Annotated in this window: 17 protein-coding genes; 8 read left to right on the top strand and 9 right to left on the bottom strand. The window is 72.8% G+C overall.

All coding sequences use genetic code 11. The features are described 5' to 3' along the window. Positions 1-30 precede the first annotated feature (30 nt). From A6P39_RS26780 to A6P39_RS26765, 4 genes are read left to right on the top strand one after another with little or no spacing between them, the layout of a single operon-like run. Positions 31-723 (top strand): polysaccharide deacetylase family protein, encoded by a 693-nt coding sequence (locus A6P39_RS26780; protein WP_067057571.1) that lies wholly within the window; start codon positions 31-33, stop codon positions 721-723. Beyond that, the gene (locus tag A6P39_RS26775; RefSeq protein ID WP_067057573.1) at positions 720-1,883 is read left to right on the top strand and encodes a glycosyltransferase; all 1,164 of its coding nucleotides are present in this window, start codon (positions 720-722) and stop codon (positions 1,881-1,883) included. The genes A6P39_RS26780 and A6P39_RS26775 overlap by 4 nt, the downstream gene beginning before the upstream one ends. Beyond that, positions 1,880-2,524 carry a lipopolysaccharide biosynthesis protein gene (locus A6P39_RS26770; protein ID WP_067057576.1) on the top strand — a complete coding sequence of 215 codons (645 nt, stop codon included), beginning with the start codon at positions 1,880-1,882 and terminating at the stop codon, positions 2,522-2,524. The genes A6P39_RS26775 and A6P39_RS26770 overlap by 4 nt, the downstream gene beginning before the upstream one ends. Next, the gene (locus tag A6P39_RS26765; protein WP_067057579.1) at positions 2,521-3,633 is read left to right on the top strand and encodes a GNAT family N-acetyltransferase; all 1,113 of its coding nucleotides are present in this window, start codon (positions 2,521-2,523) and stop codon (positions 3,631-3,633) included. Before A6P39_RS26770 ends, A6P39_RS26765 begins: the two co-directional genes overlap by 4 nt. A 188-nt stretch (positions 3,634-3,821) precedes the next feature. Here A6P39_RS26765 and A6P39_RS26760 read toward each other — a convergent pair whose 3' ends face one another. Continuing rightward, a complete protein-coding gene (locus A6P39_RS26760) occupies positions 3,822-5,132 on the bottom strand; it encodes a glycoside hydrolase family 26 protein (protein ID WP_067057582.1) in 1,311 nt (436 codons plus the stop codon). 166 nt (positions 5,133-5,298) lie between these two features. Here A6P39_RS26760 and A6P39_RS26755 point away from each other — a divergent pair, with 166 nt between their 5' ends. Both A6P39_RS26755 and A6P39_RS26750 read left to right on the top strand, forming a co-directional pair. After that, a complete protein-coding gene (locus A6P39_RS26755) occupies positions 5,299-6,732 on the top strand; it encodes a carboxylate--amine ligase (RefSeq protein WP_234379337.1) in 1,434 nt (477 codons plus the stop codon). Continuing rightward, on the top strand, positions 6,732-7,988 hold the full coding sequence (locus A6P39_RS26750; RefSeq protein WP_067057585.1) for an FAD-dependent oxidoreductase: 1,257 nt from the start codon (positions 6,732-6,734) through the stop codon (positions 7,986-7,988). Before A6P39_RS26755 ends, A6P39_RS26750 begins: the two co-directional genes overlap by 1 nt. A gap of 77 nt (positions 7,989-8,065) precedes the next feature. Here the strand turns inward: A6P39_RS26750 and A6P39_RS26745 are convergent, their stop codons facing one another. From A6P39_RS26745 to A6P39_RS26735, 3 genes are all read right to left on the bottom strand, one after another. Continuing rightward, positions 8,066-8,857: a chaplin gene (locus A6P39_RS26745; RefSeq protein ID WP_067057588.1), complete on the bottom strand. Its 792-nt coding sequence runs from the start codon at positions 8,855-8,857 to the stop codon at positions 8,066-8,068. Between the two features lie 117 nt (positions 8,858-8,974). Continuing rightward, a complete protein-coding gene (locus A6P39_RS26740) occupies positions 8,975-9,226 on the bottom strand; it encodes a chaplin (protein ID WP_234379338.1) in 252 nt (83 codons plus the stop codon). Positions 9,227-9,520: 294 nt separating this feature from the next. Next, positions 9,521-9,937 (bottom strand): rodlin, encoded by a 417-nt coding sequence (locus tag A6P39_RS26735; protein WP_067057593.1) that lies wholly within the window; start codon positions 9,935-9,937, stop codon positions 9,521-9,523. A gap of 263 nt (positions 9,938-10,200) precedes the next feature. Here A6P39_RS26735 and A6P39_RS26730 point away from each other — a divergent pair, with 263 nt between their 5' ends. Next, positions 10,201-10,614 carry a rodlin gene (locus A6P39_RS26730; RefSeq protein WP_067057596.1) on the top strand — a complete coding sequence of 138 codons (414 nt, stop codon included), beginning with the start codon at positions 10,201-10,203 and terminating at the stop codon, positions 10,612-10,614. A 227-nt stretch (positions 10,615-10,841) separates the two neighbouring features. Continuing rightward, positions 10,842-11,249 (top strand): rodlin, encoded by a 408-nt coding sequence (locus A6P39_RS26725; protein WP_067057599.1) that lies wholly within the window; start codon positions 10,842-10,844, stop codon positions 11,247-11,249. 102 nt (positions 11,250-11,351) lie between these two features. Here A6P39_RS26725 and A6P39_RS26720 read toward each other — a convergent pair whose 3' ends face one another. The 5 genes from A6P39_RS26720 to mmsA all read right to left on the bottom strand — a co-directional run bounded on the left by A6P39_RS26720 (position 11,352) and on the right by mmsA (position 18,813). Beyond that, positions 11,352-11,933, bottom strand: coding sequence for a hypothetical protein (locus A6P39_RS26720; RefSeq protein ID WP_234379339.1), 582 nt, complete (start codon positions 11,931-11,933; stop codon positions 11,352-11,354). 12 nt (positions 11,934-11,945) lie between these two features. Then, complete coding sequence (locus tag A6P39_RS26715) at positions 11,946-12,797, bottom strand: ABC transporter permease (RefSeq protein ID WP_067057602.1); 852 nt, start codon at positions 12,795-12,797, stop codon at positions 11,946-11,948. Then, the gene (locus A6P39_RS26710; RefSeq protein WP_067057605.1) at positions 12,794-15,442 is read right to left on the bottom strand and encodes a CocE/NonD family hydrolase; all 2,649 of its coding nucleotides are present in this window, start codon (positions 15,440-15,442) and stop codon (positions 12,794-12,796) included. Before A6P39_RS26710 ends, A6P39_RS26715 begins: the two co-directional genes overlap by 4 nt. Before the next feature lie 170 nt (positions 15,443-15,612). Next, on the bottom strand, positions 15,613-17,010 hold the full coding sequence (locus A6P39_RS26705; RefSeq protein ID WP_067057608.1) for an APC family permease: 1,398 nt from the start codon (positions 17,008-17,010) through the stop codon (positions 15,613-15,615). 300 nt (positions 17,011-17,310) lie between these two features. Next, entirely contained in the window at positions 17,311-18,813 is a 1,503-nt protein-coding gene (mmsA, locus tag A6P39_RS26700) for a CoA-acylating methylmalonate-semialdehyde dehydrogenase (protein WP_067057610.1), read from the bottom strand. Between the last annotated feature and the right edge of the window lie 5 nt (positions 18,814-18,818).

Here is an 18,818-nt window from a genome sequence, read left to right as displayed (position 1 = left end):
TCCAGACCCGGCCCCGCCCCCTGGATCGCCATGTACCACTCGGTCGGCGACGCCTGCGACGACCCCTACCGCATCACCGTCACCCCCGGCCGGCTCGAGCTGCAGCTGCGCTGGCTGCGCCGGCGGGGGCTGCGGGGCGTGTCCGTCGCCGAGCTGCTCGCCGCCCGCGCGCGCGGCGAGGGACGGTACCTGGTGGGCCTGACCTTCGACGACGGGTACGCCGACTTCACCACCCATGCCCTTCCCGCGCTGTCCCGTTGGGGCTGCACGGCCACCCTGTTCGTGCTGCCCGGCCGGATCGGCGGCGACAACGCCTGGGACCCGCTCGGCCGGCGCCGGCCCCTGCTGACCGCCGAGGGCATCCGGCGTGCCGCCGACGCCGGGATGGAGATCGGCTCGCACGGCCTCACCCATGTGGACCTCACCCGGGCCGACGACCGCGGACTGCGGGCCGAGACCGCCGAGAGCCGCGCCCTGCTCGAGGAGCTGACCGGCGCCCCCGTCACCGGCTTCTGCTACCCCTACGGCACGGTCGACCGGCGTGCCGTGGACGCCGTACGGGCGGCCGGGTACGGCTACGCCTGCGCCATCGACCCCGGGGCGCTGAACGGCCCGTACACCCTGCCGCGGGTGCACGTCGGGCAGAACGACCGCGCCGTCCGCCTGTTCCTGAAGTACCGGCTGCACCGGCTGCGCCGCCGTCCCGTCGAGGGGCTGCGGTGAAGGCGCTGCACATCATCACCGGACTCGGGGTCGGCGGGGCCGAGCAGCAACTCCGGCTGCTCATCAGGCACATGCCGGTCTCGTGCGACGTCGTGACACTGACCAACCCGGGGCCGGTCGCCGACGGGCTGGCGGCCGACGGGGTGCGGGTGACCAACCTCGGTATGGCCGGCAACCGCGACCTGGCCGCACTGCCCCGGCTGGCCGGGATCATCCGGCGCGGCCGCTACGACCTCGTGCACACCCACCTCTACCGGGCCTGCCTGTACGGCCGGATCGCCGCCCGGCTGGCCGGGGTCCGGGCGGTGGTCGCCACCGAGCACTCCCTCGGCGACTCGCAGATGGAGGGCCGGCCGCTCAGCGCCGGGGTGCGCGGGCTGTACCTGCTGGGCGAGCGGCTCGGCCGGTCCACGGTCGCCGTCTCGCCCACGGTCGCCGACCGGCTCGTCCGCTGGGGCGTGCCCGAACCGCGCGTCGCCGTCGTGCCCAACGGCATCGACCTGGCACGCTTCGCCTACGACCCGGCGGCCCGGCTGCGCACCCGCGACCGGCTGGGGCTGCCCGCCGACGCGTTCGTCATCGGCGCCGTCGGCCGCCTCACCCCCGGCAAGCGCTTCGCCGTCCTGATCCAGGCACTGGCCCAACTGCCGTACGACTGCAGGCTGTTGCTGGTCGGCGGCGGCCCGGAGGAGGACGCGCTGCGGCGAACCGCGCGGGCGGCGCAGGTCGCCGACCGGGTGCTGTTCGCGGGCGAGCGGCCGTATCTCGGCGACGGCTCGCCCGGCCCGGACCTGCCCGCGCTGACCTCGGCGATGGACGTGCTCGCCGCGCCGAGCCCCGAGGAGACGTTCGGACTCGCGGTCGTGGAGGCGCTCGCGGCCGGGCTGCCGGTGCGCCACACCTCCTGCCCGGCCCTGGAGGTCCTGCCGCCCGGGGCGGCCCCGCACGCGGTGCGCGTCCCGTGCGACCCCGGCGCCTACGCCCGCGCCCTCGCCGAGGTCCGCGCCGCCGGCCCCGGCCCGCGCACCGTCCCCGAGGCCGCCCGCCACTACTGCATCACCCGCAGCGCCGCCCGGCTCATGGACGTCTACGCCTCGGCGCTCGCGGTCCCTCATCCCATCGTCAAGGTCCCCGTCCAGCAGGGAGCAAGCCCCTCATGACCGACAACCAGCGCACCACTCGCCCCTCCCGCCTCCGCGCGCTCCCGTCCTGGTCGCTCGTGGCGGCCGGGGTCCTCGCGGGCGGAGCGCTAGGCGGCGCCTACGGCGTGCTGAAGCCCCCCGCCTACACCGCGACCAGTTATGTCATCGCCGTCCCCACCGACAAGACCGACACCGCCTCCGCCCTCGGTTTCGCGCAGGCCTACGGCCGGGTCGCCACCCAGCTCGCGGTGCTCGCCGACGCCCAGATGTGGGCCGGGGTGCCGGTGCGCACCCTGCAGAACAGCGTGCGCACCGCGACCTCGCCGGACGCCCCGATGGTCGCCGTCTCCGCCACCTCCGCCCACCCCGCCGAGGCCGCCGACATGGCCAACGCGGTCGCCCGCGCGCTCACCCGGCACGCCGACGACACCAAGGACGACACCCACGTCGAACTGCTGCAGTTCTCCCGCGCGGTCAAACCGACCGCGCCGACCTCGGCATCCCCCAAGGTGACCGGGCTGGTCGGAGGGAGCGCGGGCGGGCTGCTCGGCGGACTCGCGCTGCTGGTACGGCCACGGCGCCGGCCGGAGGAGGAGTCCGTGCGCCCGGCCTCGGTGCCCGGCCCGGCCGTCGCCGCCGACGCGCACGGTTCGCGGTGACGGCCACCGGGACGGCGCACCCCACCCGCACCACCGAACTCGTCACCGACGAGGCCGGCTTCGCCGCCCTGGCCCCGGCCTGGGGGCGGCTGTACGGGCGGTGCGCCGCCGCGACCCCGTTCCAGAGCCACGCCTGGCTGCACTCGTGGTGGCAGTCGTACGGCCGCCCCGGCCGGCTCCGGCTGCTGCTGGTGCGCTCCGGCGGGGAACTGCTGGCCGCCGCACCGCTGATGCTGGTCCGCCGGCCGCTGCCCGCGCTGGTGCCGCTCGGCGGGGCGATCTCCGACTACGCGGACGTCCTGCTGGACGACGCCGACGACGGGCACGCGGCGCTCGCGCTCACCACGTCCCTGGCGGAGGCGGCCCGCACGGCGCTGGTCGACTTCCGCGAGGTGCGCCCGGGCGCGGCGGTGGAGCGGATCTACGAGCGCTGGCCCGGCCCGCGCCGTACGGTGACCGGATCCCTGTGCCTGGAGCTGCCCGCCGTCCCCATGGACGGCCTGACGGCCCGGCTGTCGTCGAACAAGGCCCAGCAGCGGGTGCGGGCCAAGCTGCGCAAGCTCCGGTCGCTGGGCGTCGAGCGCCACACGGTCGGTCCCGAGGGGGTGGACAGGGCGCTCGGCCGCCTGCTGGAGCTGCACCGGCTGCAGTGGCAGGACCGGAAGGTGACGACCGAGCACCTCCAGCCCCGTTTCCGGGCCCATCTGGTGCGCGCGGTCGGCCCGATGGTCCGCTCGGGCAACGCGGCGGTCACCGAGTTCCGGATCGACGGCGAGGTGGTGGCCGTCGACCTGACCCTGCTGTCGGCGAGCCTCGCCGGCGGCTATCTCTACGGCGCCCATCCCGGCCTGCGGGAACGCAAGGCGGACGTGGCCGTGATGCTGCTGGAGGCCTGCACCGAGCACGCGAGCGGACGGGGCACGCTGAGCCTGCTGCGCGGCGACGAGCCGTACAAGCGGCACTGGCGGCCGGAACCGGTGCCCAACCGGCGGCTCCTGCTGGCCCGGCGGCGCACCGCCCCGCTGCTCGCGGCCGCCTGCCTCGACGCGGCGGCCAGGCAGCGGGGCAAGGAGGTGCTGCGCGGGTGGAAGGAACGCCGGCGGGGCTAGTGCCCCGGCAGGCAACGTTTGCCTGTCAAGGAGCGGCGTCCGGTGCGTGCTCTCGGTGTGCCGGCCGGATGCCCTCGTACTGGACGTACTTGGGCTTCCGGGCGTGCGGCGAGTGGGGGCACCTCCCGGCCGAAGGCTGGGGGAGGGTGCCGGGCGTCGCGACGGGGCGAACGTTGCCTGTTGGGGCACTAGCTGCTCCGCGACCACCAGTCGAAGCGGACGCAGAGCTTTCCGCCGAGCCAGTACTCGACCCAGTCGCCGAGGTCCACCGGCGAGCAGTTGGCCGGGGGCTTGTAATGCGTCGGGGTCGGTGTGGAAGTGGGCGTGGGGGCCGGCTTCGGGGCCGGACCGGACGGTGTGGGCACCGGGGCGGCCGGCTGGTCGGGGATGCCGTACAGGGCGGTGCGGTAGACCTGCGACGACCTGGGGTTGGCCGAGCACTGCCACACGCCGTGCGGGCAGTAGTCGGTCAGCGTGTTGTACAGCGGTTTGTGCTCGTCGATCCAGGCGAGCATGCGTTGCATGTATACGCCGTTGTCACCGTTGCGGAAGAGTCCCCATTCCGGGTAGGAAATGGGCTTGCCGTGGGATTTCGCGAAATCCACGTGCTGTTGCAGGCCGTAGGGCTCCTTCACCTGCTCCTCGAAGGATTCGCCCGCCGGCTGGTCGTAGGAATCCATGCCGATGATGTCGACCGTGCGGTCTCCCGGATAGCACTCTGTCCAGGGCACGGCGTCCCGGCCACGGCTCGGCGAGAAGTCGAACCGGAATTTCTGCCCCGGCACGGCCCGCATGGTGGTGACGATCCTGTCCCAGTACTTCTTCCAGCTCTCCGGGTCCGGTCCGCAGCGATGGCGGTAGGTGGTGCCGTTCATCTCCCAGCCGAGCACGATCACCGTGTCCGGCACCTTCAGCGCCACCAGCCGCTCGGCCAGGGCCTTGAAGTGCTGGTCGAAGGCGCCGGCCGCGCCCTCCCGCAGCAGCCAGCCCGCCCCGACGTCGGGTACGTACTCCTCGTTGCGCTCCAGCATGGGCACGTTGAGGACGAGCGTCCGGTCGGCCTTGTCGCGCCGCCACTGCGCCCATACGTCCAGGAAGCCGGGCGCTCCCTCGATGTCCCGCCAGCGGTCGCCGGGCAGATAGGTGTGGGCGACCTTCAGCTCGGTCCCGCCCAGCCAGTGGCTCAGCTGGGCCATCCGTGCGACGCCGAGCGGCCCGGAGTCGAGAAACGCCCCGAAGGGCGGCACGGCGGGCTTGACGGGCGCGGGAGGCACGGTCAACGGGGCCGCGACCGCCGGCGCCGGGACCAGCGGTGCCGGGACCGCCGGTGCCGGGGTGGCCGGTGCCGGGGCTGCCGGAGCCGGGGCGGTCGGAGCCGGCGGGCCCGGGTCCACCCCCACCGCGAATCCGGAACCGGCCGCCAGGGTGACCGAGGCGGCGACCGCCGCCGCCACCACGGTCAGCCGTCGGGAGCGGTCCCGTCTCTGCTGTGGAGCCATGCCTGCTCCTCTTTCCACTCGACTGTTTTCTCGCCTTGCACCGACTGTTCGCACAACCGCCGTCACTGACACACAGTCATATCGATCCGAATTCCGCCAGTGCGGTTACGGCTTTCAGGTTGCCCAAGCCCCCGCACGGGCGAACAAAGGACAAGGAACAACACCTGTGTCGCTCCTGGACATCCGGGTCCCCGCGGTGCTGCTGCGGATCGACCGGAATCCCTTTCATCACGGCACCCTGGGCGCCGTGCGCTCGCTCGGCAGAGCGGGAGTGGACGTGCATGTCGTCGCCGATTCCACGGGAAGCCCCGTACGCAAGTCGCGTTTCGTGCACCGGCTGCATCCCCCGCCGCTGCCGGGCGCGTCCCCCGCCGACATCGCTGCCGCCCTGCACCGGGTGGCGGCCCGTGTCGCGTGTCCGGCGGTACTGATCCCGCTGGACGACGCGAGCGCCATCGCGGCCGGCCGGCTGCGCGAGGAGCTGGCGCCCGCCTATCTGCTGCCGCAGCAGCCCGCCACGCTGCCCGAACGCGTCGCCGACAAGGCGGAGCTGGCCGAGGTGTGCGCCGCCGCCGGTGTCCCGCACCCGGTGACCCTGGTCCCGGACAGCGCCGAGGACGCGGCGGCGGCCGCCTGGCGGCTGGGGCTGCCGCTGGTGGCCAAATGGAGCCGGCCCTGGCTGGTGCCGGCCGGCAGCGGGCTGCGCTCGACCGCGCTGGTGCGCTCGGCGCGCGAGGCCCGGGAGCTGTTCCTGCGCAGCGAGGAGGCCGGCAGCACCCTGCTGCTCCAGGCGTACCTGCCACCGGGGCCGGACCGCGACTGGTTCTTCCACGGCTACGCCGACCGCACCGGCGCCGTCCGGGCCGGCGGCCCCGGCCGCAAGCAGCTGGCCTGGCCGCGCGGCGCGGGCCTGACCGCGGCCGGCCGGTGGACACCCAACCCGCAGCTGCGGGCGCTGGCCGAGCGGCTCACCGGGGAGCTGGGCTACCGGGGCATCTTCGACCTGGACTTCCGCCGCTGCGGCAGCACCGGCCGCTACCACCTCCTCGACTTCAACCCGCGCCCCGGCGCCCAGTTCCGGCTGTTCGCCGACGGCGCCGGCCTGGACGTCGTACGCGCCCTGCACCTGGACCTGACCCACCGCCCGCTGCCCGCGCAAGTCCCGCTTCACGGCCGGGAGTTCGTGGTGGAGAACTACGCCCCCCTGACCGCTCTGCGGCCCGCCCCGCGGGGCCGGGAGCTGGCCTGGCACGCGCCGGACGACCGGGGCCCGGGCCGCGCGATGTGGGTCCTGTGGTGCCGCCATGCCGCGACCCGCCTGACGGGCCGCCTCACCGGCCGCCTGACCGGCCGCTTGACCGGCCGCCTCACCGGCCCCCTCCACGGCCTTCTCACCGACCGCTTCAGCGGGCTGCTGCACCGCCGCCCGTCCCCCGTACCGGCCGCGGCACCGGCGCCGGCGACCGCACCGCACCTGGTGCACCAGGCGGGCCCCCAGGACCTCCCCCTCCCCCTCGGCCTGACCGCCGGTGTCCCCGGCTTCCCGGACGTCCCCGACTTCCCCGACCCCCGCGACGACGAGAGAGCGAGCAGTTGCTGATGTACGACCTGCTGGTGGTGGGTGCCGGCCCGTACGGGCTGTCCATCGCGTCGCACGCCGCGGCGGCCGGGCTCGGTGTCCGGGTCCTCGGCCGGCCCATGGCGTCCTGGCGCGACCACATGCCCCGCGGCATGTTCCTGAAGTCGGAGCCCTGGGCGTCCAACCTCTCCGATCCGCAGGGGCGTTGGCGGCTCGACGCCTTCTGCGCCCACCACGGCCTCACGGCCCGGCACGCCGAGCCGCTCCCGCTGGAGGTGTTCGCCGAGTACGGGCTGTGGTTCGCGCGCAACGCCGTACCCCCGGTCGACGAGCGCACGGTGACCCGGGTGGCGCCCGGGCCCGGCGGGTTCACTGCGGTCACCGAGGACGGCGAGACGCTCACCGCCCGGACGGTCGCGCTGGCCGTGGGCGTGCTGCCCTTCACCGAGATCCCGGCTCCCCTGCGCCACCTTTCCCCGGCGCTGGTGACGCACAGCAGCCACCACGCCGGCCTCGACCACTTCCGCGGCCAGGACGTCACCGTCGTCGGCGGCGGCCAGGCGGCCCTGGAGACGGCCGCGCTCCTCGCCGAACAGGGCACCCGGGTACGGGTGCTGGCCCGCGCGGACCGGCTGTGCTGGAACGATGTGCCGCCGCCCCGGGAACGTCCCTGGTGGCATGCGGTCCACCTGCCGCACAGCGGCCTCGGCCCCGGCTGGCGGAACTGGTTCTACGCCGAGCGGCCCGGCCTGTACCGACGGCTCCCGGAGCGCACCCGGACCCGGATCGCGGCCGGCGCGCTCGGCCCGGCAGGCGCCTGGTGGGTGCGCGAGCGGGTGGAGTGCCGGGTGGAGGTGCTGCTCGGCCGGGAGATCGTGACGGCCCGTGAAGTGCCGGACGGGCTGCGCCTGGAGACGGCGGGCCGGGGCGCCGGTCCGCGGTCGCTGCACACCGGGCACGTGATCGCGGCGACCGGCTTCCGGGCCACCCTGGACCGGCTGCGGCCGCTCTCCCCCGAGCTGCGCGCGGTGCTGGCGGCGGGCGGCGACGGGGCGCCGCGGGTGGGGACGGAGTTCGAGTCGTCGTACCCCGGCCTGTTCCTGGCCGGTCTCGTCACGGCGGGCGGATTCGGCCCGGCGATGCGGTTCGTGCACGGCGCCGCCTTCACGGCGGGCACGCTGGTGCGCGGAGTACGACGACGGCTGCGCGCGGGCCCGGCCGGCCGTCGGATCCCGGCGGGGCGGCAGGAGGTTCCGCTGGAGATGCCGCTGCCGTGACGGGCCGTACCCCGCGTCGCGGCGGGGGCCGCACCTCGATGCGGCCTCGCGCCCCGTGGGGCGCGAGGCCCCGCGTGCTACCGGTGCGCGGTGGACCGGCCCCGGCGGTACAGCACCGTTCCGGCCGCGATCAGTGCGGCGCTGGCGGCCGAGGCCGCGAGCGTGGAGCGGGCGTCCCCACCGGTGTGTGCGAGGGCGGGCGGCTGCCCGGGGTGGTGCTCGCCACCGCCGTGCGGCGGCGTGGTCCGGCTCCCGCCGGGCGGAGGGGTCGTGCGACCGCCGCCGGGCGGCGTGCTGTGACCACCACCCGGAGGTGTGCTGCGGTGGCCGCGGGGCGGGGCCGTCGTCTCGTCCCCGCCGTAGGACGCAGGTGTGGTCTCGTCGTCTCCGTACGAAGGCGGCGTGGTGGAGCCGGGGCCCAGGAGATCGCCGTAACCGGAGTCGCGAGCCACGTCGCGGCCGAGGTCGCCGTATCCGGAGTCGCGGACGAAGTCGCCGTGGCCGGAGCGGTCGTCGGAGTCGGCGAGCGGGTGGCGGTGGGGGCTGCCGTGGCTGCCGTGTCTTCCCCGGCCGCCGTGGCCGGCGTGGCTTTTGTGGCCTGCGTGGGCACGGTGCACGGAGTCCTGCTCGTTCGCACAGGAGTTGCCGAACGCCGGGTTCAATGCCGCGGCCGCGTCCGCGGAGTTGCCGCAGACGTTGACCGGGACGTCCACGGGTGCCTGGACGTTGTTGCCCGACAGCAGGCCGGGCGAGCCCTGGGCGGCGCCGTGCGCGCGGGTGTCCGCGAACGCGGCGCTGCCGCCGTACAAGGACAGCACGCCGGTCGCGGCGGCGGCCACGACGATGCCCTTGCTGAGGGTCTGTCGCAATCTAGTTGTCTTCCTGCTCGAAGATGTGGGAAGGCCGGCCCCGGACGGCTGATCGACGGATCGACGGGCCGGGGCCGGCCAGAACGCAGCCGGTGGCTGGTGTTCGGGTGCGGAACGTCAGCCGTTCACGCAGGTGTTGCCGAAGGCCGGGTTCAGCAGGGCGAAGACGTTGACGGTGTTGCCGCAGACGTTGATCGGCACGTGGATCGGGACCTGGACCACGTTGCCGGAGAGGAAGCCCGGGGAGTTGGCCGCGGCGCCCTCGGCACTCGCGTCCGCGAAGGCGGGGGCCGCCCCGCCCAGGGCCAGGATGGCGCCGGCGACGACAGCAGCGCTCTTCTTCATGAGTTTTCCCTTCTCTGCGGTCATGCCCCTATGACGGCCGAAACCGAGCGAGCACAGCTTCAATGGCTCGCACCATGACCGGCAGGCTGTAGAACGAGGGATAGACAGCCGAAGAAACTATGGAACGCGCGCCGCCTGGGAATTCACTCGAACGCCTTCATGTAATTGACACGTCGGCGGAAGCGGGGCGGAATCCCGCTTCGGCGCGAGGGAGAAACACTCCTCTGGAAAGAAGCACCGAAGGGCAGAAAAAAGCCGCCCGGGCGGCGGCGCCGAAGATCTGGCACGTCGCCCGGGCGGTGCGCTGACCGGCCCGGGTCAGTGCTTGTCGTTGTCGGTCTGGGTGGACAGGGCGGAGATGTCGTCCAGGATGTGCGAGAGCGGCTCGTCGCCCTTGGCCTGGGTGGAGTTCTCGGTGCACTGCTGGTTCTGCGGCGCGGACAGGACCGGGATGTCCTGGACACCGACGTTCAGGAACCAGGCGAAGAGCGACTGGACGTCCGCCTTGGCCGGCAGGCCGACGCAGAGCTTGTTGAGCGAACCCTGGACCAGCGTGGCCTGCGGGCTCAGGTTGCCCTTGGTGGCGGAGTTGCCGAACGTCTCTTTGGCGTCGTTGCCGCTGAACGACGTGGTGCCGGTGTCGTTGCCGATGGCAAGCGCCTGGGGGGCCGCCACCGCCGACACACCGATGAAGGACGCGGCGACCGCGGCCGCGGCCATTGCCTGCTTCAGCATTTCGCTTTCCTTTCCTGGCTCCTCGCCAAGACGCACGTTCGTTCCTGCCCCCGCATCAACCGGATCCCGGTGGTTTGGTTGCGGGCCATCACCCGTTCGGATCGTTCGGCTGGACGGATTCGGTGGAATTCCCCATCCAGCGCACACGGCACATCTCGCGCCCCTGATGTGGGCCATCGGAGTGAAACCCAGGAACCCTTCAGGGGATGGGGAGTTGAACCAGGGCGCTCCGGTGGACGGGGTTTCTTCAGAAGGGAATGCAAGTGATCAAGAAGGTTCTGGCTTCCGCCGCGATCGCCGCTTCCGTGGTCGGTGCCTCGGCCGCCGTTGCGTCGCCGGCCCTGGCCATCGGCAACGACAGCGGCACCACGTCCTTCAGCGGCAACGACGCGAAGCAGGTGTTCGGCAACTCCGCGACGTACGGCAAAATGAGCCCGCAGATGGCCCTCATCCAGGGCTCGCTGAACAAGCCCTGCATCGGCCTGCCGGCGAAGCTCAACGCCCAGTCGCTGGCCTCTTTCGTCAACGTCGGCGTCCAGGACATCCCGATCCTGTCCGCGCCGCAGAACCAGCAGTGCACCGAGAACTCCACCCAGGCCAAGGGCGACGAGCCGCTCTCGCACATCCTGGACGACATCTCCCTCCTGGCCTCCCAGACCGACAACGACAAGCACTGACCCGGAGACCCCCCGGGCCCGAATGGGTACGCCCCGAAGGGCCGTCGGCCTCCCGGCGGCCCTTCGGCCTGTCCGCCGCGCACGCCTTCCCCGACCGTAAGCAGCGCTTGTGCACTCATCGGACCGCGCTGGTCCGTTCGGGGCAAGGGGAGCAACCCCGGGCAAGGGAACAGCGTTGACGATCACGCAGCTCCTCCCCGGAGTCCGCCTTTCGAAAGGGAACGATCATGAAGAAGCTGTGGGCAACCGCGGCTGTTGCCGCCTCCGTCGCCGGTATCGCCGGTGCGGCGGCCCCTCAGGCCCTCGCCATCGGTAACGACCACGGCACCACGTCGTTCAGCGGCAACGGCGCCAAGCAGGAGTTCGGCAACTCCGCCACTTTCGGTGACATGAGCCCGCAGCTCTCGCTGATCCAGGGCTCGCTGAACAAGCCGTGCATCGGTCTGCCGGCGAAGCTCAACGCCCAGTCGATCCTCGCCGCGGTCAACGTCGGCGTCCAGGACATCCCGGTCCTGTCCGCGCCGCAGAACCAGCAGTGCACCGAGAACTCCACCCAGGCCAAGGGCGACGAGCCGCTCTCGCACATCCTGGACGACGTCTCCGCCCTGTCCACCCAGAGCGACAACAAGGGCTGAGCGATCCCGCTCCGCGAACGGCGGGTCACCGGTACTCCGGTGACCCGCCGTTCGTGTTCGTGTTGCCCGGCATCCCTGACGATCTCCGCCGAGCCCGCAAGGTCAACGGGCCGTGCACGCGCCGTCGGTCACGGTGATGGTGAGGGGGTCGTAGCCCACCCGCGCCTTGAGCTTCATGCCCTGGACGTCCAGGCAGAACGCGGTGTCCGTGCCGTGGGCGGTGACGGAGTACCAGGCCTGCTCCAGGCCGCCGCTGAACATCTTCGACTCGGGCTCCGCGGAGGCGAGCGTGACGGACAGGGCGTCCTCGGGGCCGTTGCCGTCCTTGGCGATCTGCTCGCGCAGGATGGCGTCGTAGTCCCCCGAACCGGGTCCCAGATCGGCTTCCTTCGACAGCTCGTCCGTCGCCGTCGTGACCGCGCTGCGCAGGTCGTCCCCGTCCCAGGAGCCGGAACCGGGGCCGCCGGAGTGGTGCAGCACCCACAGGGCGCCGGCGGCGAACAGCAGGGTGGCGACGATGAGGGCCATGCCGACGGGGTTGTCCGGGTTGTAGACGTAGCGGTTCGTACCCCACTTGCTGCGGACGAATATGCGGTCCGCGTCGGCTCGCTCTTCTCGCTCTGCCTGTCCTTCTGGCTCTGCCTGTCCTTCTCGCTCTTCTCGCTCTTCTTGATCACCGGTCATGGCGGAGATTCTCTACGAGACCACGTCCTTGCGGGCAAAGCCTCTGAAGGCCAGTGCGAACAGCACCAGCGCGTAGGTGACGGAGATCGCGCTGCCCTGGATCATGCCGGACCACTCGGCGTGCGGCTGGACGGCGTCGGCCCAGGCGAACTGCCAGTGCGCGGGCAGGAAGTCGCGCCAGTGGCCGAGGGCGGTGACCGCGTCCAGGACGTTGCCCACGATGGTCAGGCCGACCGCGCCGCCGACCGCGCCGAGCGGGGCGTCCGTCTTCGTGGACAGCCAGAACGCGAGCCCGGCGGTGACGAGTTGGGACACGAAGACGTACGCCACGGTCACCACGAGCCGCTGCACCGCCGTACCGGTGTCGAGCGCGCCGCCGGTGGGGATCTGCAGCGGGCCCCAGCCGTAGGCCGCGGTGCCGACGGCGAGCGCCACGACCGGGAGCAGCACCATCGCGGCGAGGCTGAGCCCGAGCGCCACGACGAGCTTGGACCACAGCAGCCGGGCCCGGGGCACGGGCGCGGCGAGCAGATAGCGCAGCGAGGACCAGCCGGCCTCGGAGGCGACCGTGTCCCCGCAGAACAGGGCGACCGGGATCACCAGCAGGAAGCCCACCGACACGAACAGGTTCACCGCGGCGAAGTTGGCGCCCGAGGCGGTGGCCGTGTCCATCAGGGTGATCTGGCCGCCCCGGTCGTGCGGGGTGCCGATCGCGAAGGCGATCAGCAGCACGAAGGGCAGCAGGGTGAGGATCGCGCCCATGACCAGGGTGCGGCGCCGCTTGAGCTGGCGGACCAGTTCGACCCGCAGGGGCAGGGTGTGCCGGGTCTGATAGCCGGAGGCAACCTCGGTGAGCGTGCTCATGCGGAACCTCCTATCAGGGTCAGGAAGGCGTCTTCCAGGCGGCGGTGCGGGCCGACCGAGGCGACGGGCACATCGAGGCGCACCAGCTCCACGACCAGCCGCTCGGCCGTGCCGCCCGGCTCGAGCCGGACCAGCAGTCCGTCGTCGGTGCGCACGGCGGAGGCGACGCCGGGCAGCGCGTCCACCTTCTCCACCACCGGGTCCTGCACGGGCGTGGCGGTGCCGACCAGCAGGGTGTCGCCGGAGCCGGTGATCTCCCGGACCGGGCCCGCCTGGACGAGCCGGCCGCGGTCCATCACCACCAGATGGGTGCAGGACTGCTCGACCTCGGCGAGGAGATGGCTGGAGACGATCACCGTACGGCCGCCGGCCGCGTAGCGGATCATCACCTCGCGCATCTCGCGGATCTGGGGCGGGTCGAGGCCGTTGGTGGGCTCGTCGAGGATGAGCAGGTCGGGCAGGCCGAGCATGGCCTGGGCGATGGCGAGGCGCTGACGCATGCCCTGGGAGTAGGTGCGCACCGCGCGGGCGAGCGCGTCGCCGAGCCCGGCGATCTCCAGGGCCTCGTCCAGGTGGGCGTCCTCGGGCGGGCGGCCGGTGGCTCGCCAGTACAGCTCCAGGTTCTCCCGGCCGGACAGGTGCGGCAGGAAGCCCGCGCCTTCCACGAAGGCGCCGACCCGGGAGAGCACGGGCGCGCCGGGCCGGACGGCATGGCCGAAGACCCTTATCTCGCCGTCGTCCGGGGTGATCAGGCCCATCAGCATCCGCAGGGTGGTGGTCTTGCCCGCGCCGTTGGGCCCGAGCAGGCCGAGCACCTGGCCACGCTCCACCCGGAAGGACAGCTCGCGCACCGCGTACCGGTCGGTGGACTTCGCGTAGCGCTTGCTCAAGTCCTTGATCACCAGCGGGACTTCGGCCAGCTCCGGGTCGGGTGCGGGGGTGGCCGTACGGCGGCGGCCGGTGAGCAGCAGGGCGAGCGCGAGGGCCGCGCCGGCCGCGGGCAGCCACCAGACCCAGGCCGGCAGGGGTGCCGCGGCGGTGCGGACGGCGGGGGCCGTCGGCACGCTCAGGGCGCCCTTCAGGGAGACGGTGTAGGTGGCCGGGGCGGCCGGGGAGGCGTAGCCGAGGTCGGTGGAGGCGAGGACCAGGCGCAGCCGGTGGCCCTTCTGCACGTCGTGGTCGATCGCCGGGAGGGTGAGGGTGACGTCCTTGCCGGCCCTGGCTCCGGTCACCCGGAAGGGCGCGACCAGCTGGGACGGCAGCACCTGCCGGGTGCCGTCGGGGCCGACGTCGTAGACCTTGCCGAACAGGACGGCGTCGTCGCCGGGCGAGGTGATGTGGACGGTGGCCGTGGGGGCACCGGTGATCTGCAGGTCCCTGGTCAGCGGGGCGGAGTCGAACTTCGCGTACTGGCCGGGGAAGTCGAGGGAGACGCCGACGCCGAGCGCGGACAGCTGGGACAGGCCGCCGGAGCCGCCGAGGCCGGGCAGGGCGGAGACGCCGGGCGGGCTGGCGCCGGCCGGGTTGGCGACCTTCTGGGTGCCGCCGGTCAGGGCGACGGACCGCGGGTGGTCGTGCAGGCCGGGGTAGGCGTCCGCGCTCGCGCCGCGCAGTTGCGCCGTGCCGTCGTTGGAGCGGACGCCGCCGGTGCGGGTGATCCGGAAGGCCGGGCCGGTGCCGGCGTTCTTCTCGCCCTTCAGATAGCGGTCGAACCACGCGCGCACGCGGGCCTGGACGCGGCCGCTCTCCATGTCGCCGCCGTCGTGGCCGCCCGCGATCCAGTCGACGTCCACGGGGGCGCCGCCCGCGCGGATCGCCTTCTCGGCGGCGTCGGCCTGGTCAAGGGTGAACAGCGAGTCGGTCTGGCCCTGCACCAGCAAAGTGGGCACCTTGATGCGGGCGGCGACCGCGGACGGGGAGCGTTCCTCCAGGAGGGTGCGGGCGGCCTGGTCCGGGGTGCCGGACTCGGCGACCCTGTCGTACATCCGGCACAGCTCGGGCTCGAAGCGGGCGCAGCCGCCGGCGGTGTTGAAGAAGACGCCGGCCCACAGCTTCTTGAACACGCCGTTCGGGAAGAGGGCCTCCGCGAGGTTCCAGTACGTGATGGCCGGGGCGATGGCGTCCACCCGGTGGTCGTATCCGGCGGCGAGCAGGGAGATCGCGCCGCCGTACGAGCCGCCGGCCACGCCCACGCGCGGGTCGCCGGGTTTGTCGAGCTGGACCTGGGGCCGCCGCGCGAGCCAGTCGATGAGCCGGGAGACATCGGCGACCTCGGCCCTGGGGTCGTTGAGCCCGACCTTTCCGGTGGACCTGCCGAAGCCGCGCGCGGACCAGGTCAGGACCGCGTAGCCGTCGCGGGCGAGGTCCTCGGCCTGGCCGCGCATGTCGTCCTTGCTGCCGCCGAAGCCGTGCGCCAGCAGGACGGCGGGGTGGCGGCCGGGGCCGGCCGGGGTGAAGAACGAGGTGTCCAGGCGGACGCCGTCGACCGCCATGACCTGGTCGGTGCGGTGCACCCGCGGCGGGCCGCCGGAGGCGGCGGCCGTCCAGGTGCCGGCCCCGGCGAGCACCACAACGGCGGCCGCGGCGGCCATCAGCCGCCGCGGTCCTTTGAGCAGCCCTCGCACCGAGAGCCGGCGAAGATCCATGCCCTCAACGGTACGGGCCCGCACTGACAACCGACGGATCCCCCGGGGTGAACCCCGGCCCCTCCCTGGGGAGTACGGGCCTGCGGGACGTACTTCGGACGCGGTACGGCGGGGTCACGGCCCCGCCGGATCCGCCTGGTTCGTCAGGGGTGCGGGCCCGCGGCCGGCCGTCACTCCACGGCGTCCTCCGGGATCGACACCAGCCAGCGGGTCTCGCGGCGCGGGCGCAGGTAGAAGGCCCAGTAGAGGGTGGCGACGGCGGTGATGGCGCCGGTCCACAGCAGGTACGAGGGGTCCTGCTCCACGAGGATGTAGACGAGGACCGCGATGAGCAGGACCGGCATCGCGGGCCACAGCGGCATCCGCCAGGCCGTCCGGCCGCCGTGCGCCCCGCGCCGGGCGAACAGCGCCGCGATGGCGACCAGCAGGTACAGGCCGGTGACGGCGACCCCGGTGACGCCGTACAGCGTGTCCAGGTTCACGAAGCAGAGGAAGGCGCCCGGCACGCCGACGACGAGGGTGGCGACCCACGGGGAGCCGAACCGGCCGAGCCTGGCCAGGGCGTTGTTGACCGGCGAGGGCCAGGCCTTGTCGCGGGCGGAGGCGAACAGGACGCGGGAGTTCTGGATGACCATGACGATGCCCGCGTTGATGATCGCGAGGGCGACGCAGAGGCTGACGAAGGTGCCGACGGCCGAGTTGCTCCAGGCGATGACCATGCTGCTGATGTCGCCGCCGGTCAGGGTCTTCAGGTCACCGGCGCCCAGGGTGATCGCCACGACCGGCACCAGGATGACCACGCTGGAGATGGCGAGCGTGGCGAGGACCGTGCGGGCGACGCTGCGGCGCGGGTTCTCCAGTTCCTCGGAGAGGTAGATCGCGGTGGAGAAGCCCTGGGTGGCGAAGAGGGCGATGGCGAGCCCGGAGAGCACCATCATGGCCGTCACGGGGCTCACGTGTGCGTGCTCGCCGGCGATCTGCATCGAGCCGAGGCTGCCGACGCCCCGGTGGGTGTGGGTGAAGCCGAGCAGGGCGACGACACCGGCGGCGACGACCTCCAGGACCAGGAAGATGCCGGTGATCCAGGCGTTGGCGCGCAGGTCCAGCAGGCCGGCGAGGGTGGCCGCGAGCATCACGCCGGCGCCCGTGAGGGACGGGTCGAGGTGGACGACCGGGGCGAGGTAGTCGGCGGTGCCCATGGCGATGACCGGAGGGACGATCATCACGACGAGCAGGGACATCACGAAGGCCAGCCAGCCGGCGAGCCGCCCGGCCAGCGTGGAGACGATGGCGTACTCGCCGCCGGCGCTGGGGACGAGGGTGCCCAGCTCCGAATAGCAGAAGGCCACGGGGATGCAGAGCAGTGCGCCGATGGCGAGGCACAGGGCCGTCGCGGTGCCCAGGCTGGAGAACAGATCGGGCACGATCACGAAGAGCGTCGAGGCGGGCGTGACGCACGAGAGCGTGAGCAGGGTGCCGCCGACGACGCCGATGGACCGCTTGAGTTTCTGAGGGCTGTCAGAAGCGGCCGTGACGGCTGTGTCGACAGGGGGGAGCGTGTCGGTCATACGGCGGTTCCGATCGACTCGTGCGACTGAGGGTGGGGTCGGGAGCGCTATCGCCTCCGGCGGATCGTGGTGCGTTCGTCTTGTCCGCTCCCGGCGGTGCATAGAGAACCCCGACGAAAACCGCCACGTCAATGGGTGTTCACCTACGAAATCCGCAGCAATAAGGCGATCGAAAACCGATTCCCGTATCAACGGTCCACATACGCGGGCCCTTGGGGCTGTACGAGAATCGCAGGGCGTCCCCGCAAAAAAACAGGGCCGTCCGCATAGCGGACGGCCCCGTCAGGCCCTGCGAGGCCCTCAGTGGTTGCGCGGGAAGCCCAGGTCCACGCCCGCCGGGGCGTCGGCCGGGTCGGGCCAGCGCGTGGTGACGACCTTGCCGCGGGTGTAGAAGTGCGTGCCGTCGTTGCCGTAGATGTGGTGGTCGCCGAAGAGCGAGTCCTTCCAGCCGCCGAAGGAGTGGTAGCCCACCGGCACCGGGATCGGCACGTTCACGCCGACCATGCCGGCCTCGACCTCGAGCTGGAAGCGGCGGGCCGCGCCGCCGTCCCGGGTGAAGATCGCGGTGCCGTTGCCGAACGGTGAGGCGTTGATGAGGGCCAGGCCCTCCTCGTACGTCTCGGCGCGCAGCACGCACAGCACGGGGCCGAAGATCTCGTCCTGGTAGGCCTTGGCGCTGGTCGGCACCCTGTCGAGCAGCGAGATGCCGATCCAGTGGCCGTCCTCGAAGCCCTCGACCGTGTAGCCGGTGCCGTCCAGGACCACCTCGGCGCCCTCGGCGCCGGCACCCGCGACGTACGAGGCCACCTTGTCGCGGTGGGCGGCGGTGATCAGCGGGCCCATCTCGGACGTCGGGTCGTTGCCGGGGCCGATCTTGATCTTCTCGGCGCGCTCGCGGATCTTGTCGACCAGCTGGTCGCCGATCGAGCCGACCGCGACGACGGCCGAGATGGCCATGCAGCGCTCGCCCGCCGAGCCGTAGGCCGCGCTCACGGCCGCGTCCGCCGCCGCGTCCAGGTCGGCGTCCGGCAGGACCAGCATGTGGTTCTTGGCGCCGCCGAGGGCCTGGACCCGCTTGCCGTGGGCGGAGGCGGTGGTGTGGATGTAGCGGGCGATCGGGGTCGAGCCGACGAACGACACCGCCTTGACGTCCGGGTGCTCCAGCAGCCGGTCGACGGCCACCTTGTCGCCGTGCACGACGTTGAAGACGCCGTCCGGCAGGCCGGCCTCGGCCAGCAGCTCGGCGATCTTGACCGACGCCGACGGGTCCTTCTCGCTCGGCTTGAGCACGAAGGTGTTGCCGCACGCGATGGCGATCGGGAACATCCACATCGGGACCATGGCCGGGAAGTTGAACGGCGTGATGCCGGCGACGACACCGAGCGGCTGGCGCAGGGACGAGACGTCGACCCGGCTGGCGACCTGCGTGGACAGCTCGCCCTTCAGCTGCACGTTGATCCCGCAGGCCAGGTCCACGATCTCCAGACCGCGCGCCACCTCGCCCAGCGCGTCGGAGTGCACCTTGCCGTGCTCGGCCGTGATCAGCTCCGCGATCGCGTCCCGGTTGGCGTCCAGCAGCGCGCGGAAGCGGAAGAGGATCTCCGTGCGCTTGGCCAGCGAGGACTGGCCCCAGGTCACGAAGGCCTCCTTCGCGGCGGCGACCGCGGCGTCCACCTCTTCGACCGACGCGAACGCGACCTTCGTGGTGACCGCGCCGGTCGCCGGGTCCGTGACCGGCCCGTACGCACCCGACGCGCCTTCGGCGGTCTTGCCGCCGATCCAGTGGTTGACGATCTTCGTCATGCCCA

Source organism: Streptomyces sp. FXJ1.172 (assembly GCF_001636945.3).
Lineage (GTDB): Bacteria > Actinomycetota > Actinomycetes > Streptomycetales > Streptomycetaceae > Streptomyces.
Note: the sequence above shows the minus strand (reverse complement) of the source record. Positions and strands in the feature narration are given on the sequence as shown.

Excerpts from the sequence above, each read along its gene's own strand:
- A6P39_RS26780 (WP_067057571.1), top strand. The coding sequence starts at position 31 with ATGTACCACTCGGTCGGCGACGCCTGCGACGACCCCTACCGCATCACC.
- A6P39_RS26770 (WP_067057576.1), top strand. The coding sequence starts at position 1,880 with ATGACCGACAACCAGCGCACCACTCGCCCCTCCCGCCTCCGCGCGCTC.
- A6P39_RS26760 (WP_067057582.1), bottom strand. The coding sequence starts at position 5,132 with ATGGCTCCACAGCAGAGACGGGACCGCTCCCGACGGCTGACCGTGGTG.
- A6P39_RS26750 (WP_067057585.1), top strand. The coding sequence starts at position 6,732 with ATGTACGACCTGCTGGTGGTGGGTGCCGGCCCGTACGGGCTGTCCATC.
- A6P39_RS26740 (WP_234379338.1), bottom strand. The coding sequence starts at position 9,226 with ATGACCGCAGAGAAGGGAAAACTCATGAAGAAGAGCGCTGCTGTCGTC.
- A6P39_RS26735 (WP_067057593.1), bottom strand. The coding sequence starts at position 9,937 with ATGCTGAAGCAGGCAATGGCCGCGGCCGCGGTCGCCGCGTCCTTCATC.
- A6P39_RS26725 (WP_067057599.1), top strand. The coding sequence starts at position 10,842 with ATGAAGAAGCTGTGGGCAACCGCGGCTGTTGCCGCCTCCGTCGCCGGT.
- A6P39_RS26720 (WP_234379339.1), bottom strand. The coding sequence starts at position 11,933 with ATGACCGGTGATCAAGAAGAGCGAGAAGAGCGAGAAGGACAGGCAGAG.
- A6P39_RS26715 (WP_067057602.1), bottom strand. The coding sequence starts at position 12,797 with ATGAGCACGCTCACCGAGGTTGCCTCCGGCTATCAGACCCGGCACACC.
- A6P39_RS26710 (WP_067057605.1), bottom strand. The coding sequence starts at position 15,442 with ATGGATCTTCGCCGGCTCTCGGTGCGAGGGCTGCTCAAAGGACCGCGG.
- A6P39_RS26705 (WP_067057608.1), bottom strand. The coding sequence starts at position 17,010 with ATGACCGACACGCTCCCCCCTGTCGACACAGCCGTCACGGCCGCTTCT.
- mmsA (WP_067057610.1), bottom strand. The coding sequence starts at position 18,813 with ATGACGAAGATCGTCAACCACTGGATCGGCGGCAAGACCGCCGAAGGC.